Source organism: Sulfurimonas sp. (assembly GCF_023229105.1).
Classification (GTDB): Bacteria; Campylobacterota; Campylobacteria; order Campylobacterales; family Sulfurimonadaceae; genus Sulfurimonas.
In genome coordinates, this window is record NZ_JALNZY010000073.1 from 1 (window position 1) to 9,792 (window position 9,792).

A 9,792-nucleotide genomic window follows, 5' to 3' on the forward strand; every position below is an offset into this window, starting at 1 on the left:
AAATACCCCAGATTTTATAGAGGGTATTTTTGATTTAAGAAGCGTTGTTATCCCGGCGGTAAATTTAGCAAAATGGATGAAGATTAAAGAGCCTGAAGATTCACAAAAAAACTATAGAGTAATAATTACCGAGTTTAACAACATTCTTATAGGATTTATAGTCCATGAGGCAAAAAGAATAAGAAGAATAAGCTGGGCAGATATAGAACCGGCATCTTTTATGAGTGACGGGGCTACGCTTGATGGAAGCAAGATAACCGGTGTTACTAAAATAGAAGGGGACAATGTTCTTCTCATCCTTGATCTTGAGAGCGTTGTGCAGGATTTAGGACTGTATGAGCCTGATACACAATTTGATAGTGTTGAAAATGAAATTTTCTCAGGCATGGCGCTAATTTTAGACGATAGTTCCACAGCGAGAAAGATCGTTAAAGAAGCACTTACAAAAATGGGATTTGATGTTCTTGAGGCAATGGACGGGGAAGAGGGATTGCAAAAGCTTAATGAGCTTTATGAAATTTACGGAGATAAGCTTTCTGATACGTTAAAAATAATTATTTCTGATGTTGAGATGCCTAAAATGGATGGATTTCATTTTGCGGCAAATGCAAAAGAGGATGCGAGATTTAGCAATATTCCTATTGTATTTAACTCTTCTATCAGTGATCACTTTAGTGAAAACAGAGGTGCTGAAGCAGGCGGTGAGGCTTATTTAGTTAAGTTTAAAGCGAGTTCATTTTATAATGAAGTAGCACGAATAGTTCGTGCTCATATGAAGTAGGAGTGAAAATATGGATGAATTTCAAGAGATACTACAAGATTTTTTAGTTGAGTCTTTTGAGTTAGTAGAACAGTTAGATCAAGATTTGGTGGAACTGGAAAATAACCCTCAAGATTTAGAGCTTTTAAATAGAATATTTCGTGTTGCACATACTGTAAAAGGCGCCTCATCATTTTTAAACTTTGATGTTTTAACATATTTAACCCATCACATGGAAGATGTGCTAAACAAAGCAAGACACGGAGACTTGATAATAGATGCTGATATCATGGATGTTATTTTAGAGTCTATAGACTTGATGAAAGCTCTTTTGGTTATTATCCGAGATAGCAGTTCTGATGGAGGCGTAGATGTTTCTGCCTGCGTTAGCAGACTTGATAAGTGTACCGGGGGAAGTGGGAAGACTGAACCTCCAGTAGCTCAAGAGGCTCCTGTTGTTGAAAAAATAGAAGTTAAAGAATCGGCCGAGGATGATGAGATTGATTATGAAAACATGGACGAGAATGAGTTAGAAGCCGAAATAGAAAGACTCTTACAACAAAGACAAGAAGAAGATAGAGTAAAAAGAGAAGCGAAATCTTCATCTACTGAGGATCAAACAGAAGATGATACACAAGATGATGCTGATGAACCTTTGGTTCCTATCTCAAAAGCTCCTGTAGCAGTAACTCCGTCGCCAAGACCTGCTTCAATAGATTATGATTCTGATTCTTCAGATGATGCTAAAGCCGCAGCACCTACAAAAAAAGCCTCTACGGTTGAGCAAACCATACGCGTTGACGTTAAAAGACTTGATCATCTTATGAACTTAATAGGAGAGTTAGTTCTTGCTAAAAACAGACTTATAAAGATAAATGACGATGTTGAAGAGCGTTATGAAGGAGAGGGATTTCTTGAGGAGTTAAATCAAGTTGTCTCAATCGTCTCTCTTGTCACAACAGACCTTCAAATAGCAGTTATGAAGACAAGAATGCTTCCGATAGGAAAGGTGTTTAATAAATTTCCAAGAATGATTCGTGATTTAAGCCGTGAGCTAAATAAGAAGATAGAACTTGAGATATTCGGAGAAGATACGGAGCTTGATAAATCTATTGTTGAAGAGGTTGGCGATCCGTTAGTTCATATCATAAGAAACTCATGTGACCATGGAATTGAGACACCTGATGTGCGAGCAGGACAGGGCAAGAGCGAGACAGGAACGATTAAGCTAAAAGCATACAATGAGGGGAATCAAATCGTTATTCAGATAGATGATGACGGAAAAGGTCTTGATGCAGGATTGCTTAAGAGTAAATCGCTTGAAAAAGGGGTTATCACTCGAAAAGAAGCTGAAAATATGAGTGATAAAGAGGCATTTACTCTTATCTTCAAGCCAGGTTTCTCAATGGCGGCAAAAGTTACAAACGTATCTGGACGAGGCGTTGGGATGGATGTTGTTAAGACCAATATTGAAAAACTAAACGGGATTATCGATATAGACAGCGAACTAGGTGTAGGAACATCTATAAAACTTAAAATTCCGTTGACTCTTGCTATTATTCAAGCACTTTTAGTCGGGGTTCAAGAGGAGCACTACGCTATTCCGCTTGCATCTGTTTTAGAGACGGTAAGAATATCTACCGATGAAGTTTATACGGTAGAGGGTCGCTCAGTTATGAGACTTCGCGAGGATGTCCTTCCGCTGGTTCATATCGGAGATATTTTTGAAGTAGAACGCATACTAGATTCAAGCGAATATGCTTATGTTGTAGTGCTTGGTTTGGGCACAAGCAAACTAGGGCTTATCGTCGATACACTAGTAGGTCAAGAGGAGATTGTTATAAAATCTTTAGGAGAGTTCCTAAAAGGTATTGAAGGAATTGCAGGGGCTACTATTCGCGGTGATGGCGGGGTTACGCTTATTGTTGACGTAGTGGCTATTATGGATATGGCAAAACATGTAAAAACATCGGCAATAGCAGATTCTAATTCAGATTCTGCCTTGTTAATGCGTGAAAAAACAAAAGCAAGTGACTATACTGTTATGATAGTTGATGATTCAAAAACAGATAGAATGATTATGAGAAAATCACTAGAGCCTCTCGGTGTTACTTTGGTTGAAGCTGGGGATGGACAAGAAGCGCTTGGTATTTTAAAACAGGGTAGCCATAATTTTGATGCAATGCTTATAGATATAGAAATGCCTAGAATGGATGGATATACGCTAGCTACTGAAATTAAAAAATATAACCGTTATAAAAATCTGCCTCTTATTGCAGTGACATCACGTACCGGCAAGTCTGATCGTATGCGTGGAGTAGAATCGGGAATGATTGAGTATATAACTAAGCCATATTCAGCAGACTACCTCTCTAGCGTAGTCCAAAGAAATATTAATTTTAGATCGGAGTTTTTATAATGAGCGAAAAATTAAAACAGATAATCAGCAAACAAAATAAAGTAGATGAGGATATAAATCACTCTGAGGACATAGTTCAGTTGGTTGGATTTATAATCGGAGACGAGGAGTATGCAATTCCTATTTTAGCGATTCAAGAGATTATTAAACCGTTTCCTTGGACGAGAGTTCCTCAGGTTCCAAAGTATATTGTAGGTGTTTTTAACATGCGCGGCGCAGTTATACCATTGATTGATTTGCGTCTTAAATTTGGGCTTAATCCTAAAAAACATAATGAAGATACGAGATTTATCGTTATGAGACATGGGGATGATGTAGCCGGCTTTGTAATAGATAGACTTACAATGGCTATTAGAATTAAAAAATCAAGAATAGGGCCTGCACCCGAGACTGTTAACGGCGATGATACATTAATCGACGGAGTCGGTAAGCAAGAAGATAAGATTATAACAATACTAAAAGTAAATAAACTTTTAGAGAGAGATTTCTAACGCTATTCTATGGATACTTCATCTTTAGAGATTATTTATACCGGCAATATACTCTCCTTGGTTTTTGAAGGGGAGTTAACCCTCTATAACATAGCTAAACTTCAAAAAAAAATAGAAACACTGCATTTAAATCAAGAAAAGAAAGTAGTTTTAGATTTTAGCAAGGTTACTTTTTTTGATACAGCATCTGCTCTGATGATTTATGCTTTGCAGGAGAGAATCTTTCAAAACGCCATAGAGCTACAGATACTCTCTGCGAGCAAAGATATCTCTGACATGATTGAATTGGTAAAAAAACACAAAGATAAAATTAAAGCGACTCAAGAGTTTAAACAAAAGAGCTACTTAGAGATACTCGGTAGGCTGTTTTATGAAAAATATCTTATTTTTTTATCTTTTATGGCTTTTTTAGGAGAATTTTTCACGAGTGCTATTCACAATATTGGCATAGTTAAAAATATTAGATACAAAGAGATATTTTTCGAAATCAACGAAAATGGTATAAAGGCTATAGGTATTATAAGTGTAACCTCCTTTTTAATAGGATTAGTTGTAGCGTATCAATCCGCATATCAGCTAAAACTATATGGAGCAAATATCTTTATAGTAGAAACGCTTGGTTTGTCTATCTTAAGAGAGTTGGCTCCCCTTATCACTGCCATAGTAATAGCCGGAAGAAGCGGCTCGGCATTTACTGCACAGATAGGGGCTATGAAGATTACACAAGAGATAGATGCTATGATGACTATGGGATTTGAGCCTTTTAGATTTTTGGTTATTCCTAGAGTAGTAGCGTTAATGATAATAATGCCCATACTTATTTTTATCGCAGATATTATGGGTATTTTAGGCGGCATGCTTATTGCCTATAAAGATTTAAATATCAGCACCACTCTTTTTATAGATAGATTCAATGATGTAATAGAAGCAAAACATTTTTTTATAGGAATTATAAAGGGTCCTTTCTTTGCTTTTTTGATAGCTGTTATAGGCATATATAGAGGCATCGGCGTCAAAGATGATACTCAGAGCATAGGGATAAATACCAAAAAAAGCGTGGTTGAGTCTATTTTTGCGGTAATTATGTGTGATGCTCTTTTTTCTATAATTTTTACAAATCTGGGAATATAATGAAATATATTATTGAAGTGACGGATTTAAAAACTGTTTTTGGCGATAAAATAGTGCATGAGGGTTTAAACTTAAAGATAAAAGAGGGGGAGATATACGGCATAGTAGGACCAAGTGGAAGCGGTAAAACAACTCTTATAAGAGAGATGCTGATGCTCCAAGAGATAGATGGCGGAACTATAAAAGTGCTAGGGTATAATTTAAGCGGTATTAGTTACAAACACGCGCAGGAACTTAGGCAGCAATGGGGCGTTTTGTTTCAAGCAGGAGCTCTTTTTTCCTCTTTAAATATAAGGGAAAATATTGCATTGCCGCTTATCGAGTATAGTGATTTACCAAGAAAGTTAATTGATGAAATAGTTGACTTTAAGCTAAGTATTGTTGGATTAAAATCTAGCGATGCCTCTCTTTTTCCCTCTCAACTAAGTGGAGGAATGAAGAAAAAAGCCTCCCTCGCCCGCGCACTGGCTATGGACCCAAAACTTCTTTTTTTAGATGAACCTACCAGCGGGTTGGACCCTATATCTGCAAGAGATTTTGATGCTTTAATACTTAAACTGCGTGATATTTTAAAGCTAACGGTGGTTATGGTCTCCCATGATTTACAGTCAATTTATGATACAATAAATACACTAGCTGTTATAGATAACAAAAAAATAATATATGATGGAAGCGTTAATAATATTTCAACAATTGATAATGAATTTATAAAAACTTTCTTTAAAGGGTATATATAAAAATGAGTTGTTACGGTTATTTGCCAGAGGTAAGCTTTAATGAACAATAGAGTCAATTATACTATAGTCGGTGCTTTGGTTTTAATAGGAGTTATCGGGATGGGATTCTTCGGTTTCTGGCTGCTAAAACCTGCTAAAGAGAGTGAAGTAGAGAGTTATATTGTATATTTTAACGAATCTGTTTTAGGATTAAATATTGATGCTCCCGTTAAATATAAAGGGTTTAGTGTCGGAAAAGTTGTAAAGCTTAGTCTTAGTCAAGACAATCTAGAGCAGGTTGAGGTTTTAATAGAGATACTAAAAGAGACTCCGATTAAAACATCCACAGAAGCACAGCTTACTTCTCAGGGTATTACGGGGCTTAGTTATATAAATCTTACCTCAAATAACCAAACAGATGCAAAACCTCTTGCTGCAGATGCAAAAAGGGAATACCCAGTTATCAAATCAATTCCATCTACTCTTGTAAAGTTAGAAAGCAGATTTTTAGATATGTTTGAGGATTTAACAGAGACTTTGCAAATGATACGCGAATTGTTTAAAGATGATAATCAACATAATTTCTCTTTACTTGTAAAAAACAGCGCCGACATGATGGGTAAGATAAATCAAACATTAGATGAAGAGACAATCAACAACTTTAAAAATACAGCTAAAAATCTAAATAGTGCTTCGAAAAAACTCGAGAAACTAATGCCACAAATAGATAAATTTATTGATAAAAGTGTTAATTTTGAAGATAATATTTCAGCTGCATTTGATTCAATAAAAAACAGCTATCTTAGCGTAGAGAATGCAATGGATACAATTAACAGGGCATTAGAGAGTGGAGAGTTTAATATAAAAGAGATGAGCAGTGATATTTTACCGACAATGAACAGTGCTTTTTTGGATATGCAAAATCTTATTATAGAAATCCAAGAGACGCTAAAAAAACATGAGAGAAGTCCGGCAGACTTACTATTTATGCAAGAAGAGATTAAAAAAGGACCGGGGGAAAAGTGAGATGAGAACTATATTAATTATATTAGCGATGCTCTTTGGCGGTTGTACGACAATAAAGCCTCCAGTAGCAGAGTATAACATTGCAATAAAAGATATTAAAATCAACCATAGTGTCTCTAGTTCTCAAGAGAACTCCTTGAAAATTCTAAGGGCATTTAGCACTAACTCACTAGCTACTTTAAATATGGATTATACAGATGCCAACAATAGAGTATATTCCTATTCACAGTCACAGTGGCAAGAATCGCCAAGTGACATGATTAGCTCTTTATTGTTAAAAAACATAAGAGATTCTGGACTATTTAGCAGTGTTCATCCATCAAAATCAAGAGTAAAAAGTGACTTTATTTTAGAGACAAATATAGAGGAGTTTATGCAGTTTTACTCCCATGAGATGAGAGAGTCACATGTAGAGGTTGTTATAAGTTTATCGCTTATAGATGCAAAAACAAACAGCGTAGTTGCTTCTAAAGTATTTAGCTCACATATAAACACTAAAACGCTTGATGCTAATGGCGGAGTGGAGGCTTTTAATATTGCACTCTTAGAGATAATTTCTAAAAATATAGAGTGGCTAAGCGAGATTTGTAGATGATAACACAAAGAGAATACAAAAAAAGAAGAGATCTTTTAGTTAAAAAACTCTCAAATAATTCAGTTGCGGTTATTTTTAGCTCCGAGCATACAACTCGCTCTCATGATACGCAGCATCCATTTAGGCAAGATAGCAACTTTTACTATCTTAGCGGTTTTAAAGAGGAGAGTGCCGCTTTGGTTTTTATAAAAACTAAAACATTCACAAAAAGTGTTTTGTTCGTTCAAAAAAAAGATAAAACTCTAGAGTTGTGGACAGGCAAGAGACTTGGGGAAAAAGAGGCTAAAAAAAGATTTTTGGTTGATGAAGTTTATCTAAGTGAAGATTTCGAAAAGAAGTTCAAAGAGTTTTTAAAAGAGAAAAAAAATATATATTTTGAAACTAATTCAAAAAAAAGTGCTGCTAAAAAAGTTTTAAAATTAACAAAAGCTATAAAAACAAAACATGATATAGTGCCGCTCGTACAGAAGATGAGGCTTATTAAATCCGCCGCAGAGATTGAGCTAATCAAAGAATCGATAGCCATAACTGCCAAGGCACATCATAGAGCGATGAAGATAGATAAAAAAGGCAAATATGAGTACCAACTACAAGCCGAGATAGAGCATGAGTTTAAAGTAAATGCCGCATACAGCGATGCATACACATCCATAGTAGCATGTGGAAATAGTGCAAATACACTCCACTATATAAAAAATGACCAACCGCTTGTTGAGGGCGAACTAATACTTATAGATGCGGGGTGTGAGCATAACTACTATGCAAGCGATATTACAAGAACGATTCCGGTTAACGGCAGGTACACAGAGGCGCAAAAAGAGCTTTACAATCTTGTACTAAACACTCAACTTAGAATAATCAAGATGATAAAACCAGAAGTAAAAAGAAGCCATTTACAGAAAGTTGCCCAGAAGCTACTTACAAAGGGGATGGTTGAGCTTGGCATCTTAAAGGGCGAGTATAAGAAACTGATAAAACAGCAGAAACATAAAAAATACTATCCGCATGGAATAGGGCATTGGATGGGGATAGATGTTCATGATCCAGCACCATATAAAGATGCAAAAGAGAGAGAGATAGCACTTAAAAAGGGGATGGTTTTAACAATCGAACCAGGTCTATATATAGATAAAAATGATATAAGCGTACCAAAGAAGTATCGCGGGATAGGCATAAGAATCGAGGATGATATCTTAGTCACAAAAGATGGATGCGAAAATCTATCGCTCTGCATTGCAAAAACTGTAGAGGAGATAGAGGCACTATCCTTTAAATTTTAGCAGTTGTAGCTCCAGCCTGTTAAGCCCTTTTGTTTTGCCTCGCTAAAATTGTCCGAATCTGCTAAAAAGTCTATAACAAACATTGGCACATTTGGGATGTTTTTTATATCTTCTTCTTTTACCAAAAGCAGCGGCATGAAAGTCTCATAGGAGGTTTGTGAAAATCCAACGGGCATAATCTGACTCATTACCTCTATGGGAACTCTTATGCTGTTATCATCTAGAAATTTACTAAAAATAGCCTTTTGAATATCTTCTGGTAAAGCATCAGCGGTATTTAAAAAAAGGGTAAAATGAATCGGAGTATCTTTGAAAGAATCAGGAGCAGGCGTTGCCATGGTAATATACTCAAAGTTTTTTAAGTGCTTTTGAATTTCCTCAACACTTAAATATCTTAATGTTTTTAATGCTTCCGGCTTCAATTATCTTGCTTCCTCGCCAATAAGCGGCTTGCCTGTCTCTTCTTCTAAGTCTCTTTGAAGTTTAGACATCTCAAATCTTACGGTGTCAATGATAGCTGGATGAACATTTACATCTTTGCCCCATTTTACTTCATCAATTATGCCGTTATATTTTTTGCCAAGCTCCTCTATTTGCCGAGAATACTCTTGTAAATCTTTACAGATAACAATATCCCCGCTTTGAGTATCCTTTAGCTCTATAAACCAATCACTTTTACTATTTTCAACCATTTTTATAGTTGATTCAAATACTACTGACAAAATCTACCTCTTAGTATCATCAAAATTTTTGGCAAACTGAGTTAAATCTTCTTTCTTCTTCAAATCGCCGTTGTATCTAATATTTCTAGCATCAATTGTGTCGTCGTTTAACATTTTGGGAACAGCATCACCATTTTCGATGACCTTCATATGCGCATCAAGCTCATCTTCGCTATATGCCATTTGCATGTCGGCTGCTACAACATGAGGTATCTCTTCAATAACTCTTAACTTTTGAAGCTCCTCTGAAACACCTTCTCCTTCGATAGTGACAATTATTCTGCCTTTTTCATCATGAAAGTGATAATCACATGCCTCACAATCTTTAAGACTTTGTACAACCTCATTAAGGTATTTTGGTACTGTTTGAACTACTATGCTTGAGATATTCATAAATTTTCCTTTTTTGTTTTATTATATAAACAGAGTGTTTTAAGCTCTATTCATAGATTATTTTTCTAACTTTTTCGCCATTTTTTAGCCGTATTGTATCATATAGTTTTTGATGCTCTAGCTTTTCATTATAATCTATGGGAGCTCTTATTGATTTGTATTCGACAAGTTCCCCATCTTTATAAACACCCGAAACAATAGCTTTTATCCAGTAAAAACCCTTGTCTTTACGAAGATTTTTAACAACTCCTATCCATTG

The 9,792-nt window shown here is 35.7% G+C and carries 11 protein-coding genes and 1 pseudogene; 8 read left to right on the forward strand and 4 right to left on the reverse strand.

From position 1 onward, the window contains the following. The 8 genes from M0Q17_RS09130 to M0Q17_RS09165 form a co-directional block, all read left to right on the forward strand. The coding region (locus M0Q17_RS09130) for a chemotaxis protein (RefSeq protein ID WP_295086139.1) at positions 1–781 on the forward strand (781 nt) is incomplete at its 5' end. A gap of 10 nt (positions 782–791) precedes the next feature. Then, the gene (locus tag M0Q17_RS09135) at positions 792–3,179 is read left to right on the forward strand and encodes a chemotaxis protein CheW (RefSeq protein ID WP_295086141.1); all 2,388 of its coding nucleotides are present in this window, start codon (positions 792–794) and stop codon (positions 3,177–3,179) included. Further along, positions 3,179–3,670 (forward strand): chemotaxis protein CheW, encoded by a 492-nt coding sequence (locus M0Q17_RS09140; RefSeq protein ID WP_295086143.1) that lies wholly within the window; start codon positions 3,179–3,181, stop codon positions 3,668–3,670. The genes M0Q17_RS09135 and M0Q17_RS09140 overlap by 1 nt, the downstream gene beginning before the upstream one ends. 9 nt (positions 3,671–3,679) lie before the next feature. Next, positions 3,680–4,801 (forward strand): MlaE family lipid ABC transporter permease subunit, encoded by a 1,122-nt coding sequence (locus M0Q17_RS09145; protein ID WP_295086145.1) that lies wholly within the window; start codon positions 3,680–3,682, stop codon positions 4,799–4,801. Then, positions 4,801–5,538: an ATP-binding cassette domain-containing protein gene (locus M0Q17_RS09150; protein ID WP_295086146.1), complete on the forward strand. Its 738-nt coding sequence runs from the start codon at positions 4,801–4,803 to the stop codon at positions 5,536–5,538. Before M0Q17_RS09145 ends, M0Q17_RS09150 begins: the two co-directional genes overlap by 1 nt. 39 nt (positions 5,539–5,577) lie before the next feature. Beyond that, positions 5,578–6,543 (forward strand): MlaD family protein, encoded by a 966-nt coding sequence (locus M0Q17_RS09155; protein ID WP_295086148.1) that lies wholly within the window; start codon positions 5,578–5,580, stop codon positions 6,541–6,543. A gap of 1 nt (position 6,544) precedes the next feature. Further along, a complete protein-coding gene (locus M0Q17_RS09160; protein WP_295086149.1) occupies positions 6,545–7,138 on the forward strand; it encodes an ABC-type transport auxiliary lipoprotein family protein in 594 nt (197 codons plus the stop codon). Beyond that, on the forward strand, positions 7,135–8,418 hold the full coding sequence (locus M0Q17_RS09165; RefSeq protein ID WP_295086151.1) for an aminopeptidase P N-terminal domain-containing protein: 1,284 nt from the start codon (positions 7,135–7,137) through the stop codon (positions 8,416–8,418). The genes M0Q17_RS09160 and M0Q17_RS09165 overlap by 4 nt, the downstream gene beginning before the upstream one ends. Here M0Q17_RS09165 and M0Q17_RS09170 read toward each other — a convergent pair. From M0Q17_RS09170 to M0Q17_RS09185, 4 genes and pseudogenes are all read right to left on the reverse strand, one after another. Next, positions 8,415–8,840: a hypothetical protein gene (locus M0Q17_RS09170; RefSeq protein WP_295086153.1), complete on the reverse strand. Its 426-nt coding sequence runs from the start codon at positions 8,838–8,840 to the stop codon at positions 8,415–8,417. The two genes, M0Q17_RS09165 and M0Q17_RS09170, sit on opposite strands and share 4 nt — an antisense overlap. Beyond that, entirely contained in the window at positions 8,841–9,140 is a 300-nt protein-coding gene (locus M0Q17_RS09175; RefSeq protein ID WP_295086155.1) for a hypothetical protein, read from the reverse strand. It lies immediately after the preceding gene. 3 nt (positions 9,141–9,143) lie between these two features. Next, positions 9,144–9,533 (reverse strand): chaperone NapD, encoded by a 390-nt coding sequence (locus M0Q17_RS09180; protein WP_295086156.1) that lies wholly within the window; start codon positions 9,531–9,533, stop codon positions 9,144–9,146. Positions 9,534–9,579: 46 nt separating this feature from the next. Then, positions 9,580–9,792 (reverse strand): annotated as a pseudogene (locus M0Q17_RS09185) (chemotaxis protein); the annotation flags it as partial.

Coding starts and splice junctions, on each gene's coding strand:
- M0Q17_RS09135 (WP_295086141.1), top strand. CDS start 792: ATGGATGAATTTCAAGAGATACTACAAGATTTTTTAGTTGAGTCTTTT.
- M0Q17_RS09140 (WP_295086143.1), top strand. CDS start 3,179: ATGAGCGAAAAATTAAAACAGATAATCAGCAAACAAAATAAAGTAGAT.
- M0Q17_RS09145 (WP_295086145.1), top strand. CDS start 3,680: ATGGATACTTCATCTTTAGAGATTATTTATACCGGCAATATACTCTCC.
- M0Q17_RS09150 (WP_295086146.1), top strand. CDS start 4,801: ATGAAATATATTATTGAAGTGACGGATTTAAAAACTGTTTTTGGCGAT.
- M0Q17_RS09155 (WP_295086148.1), top strand. CDS start 5,578: ATGAACAATAGAGTCAATTATACTATAGTCGGTGCTTTGGTTTTAATA.
- M0Q17_RS09160 (WP_295086149.1), top strand. CDS start 6,545: ATGAGAACTATATTAATTATATTAGCGATGCTCTTTGGCGGTTGTACG.
- M0Q17_RS09165 (WP_295086151.1), top strand. CDS start 7,135: ATGATAACACAAAGAGAATACAAAAAAAGAAGAGATCTTTTAGTTAAA.
- M0Q17_RS09180 (WP_295086156.1), bottom strand. CDS start 9,533: ATGAATATCTCAAGCATAGTAGTTCAAACAGTACCAAAATACCTTAAT.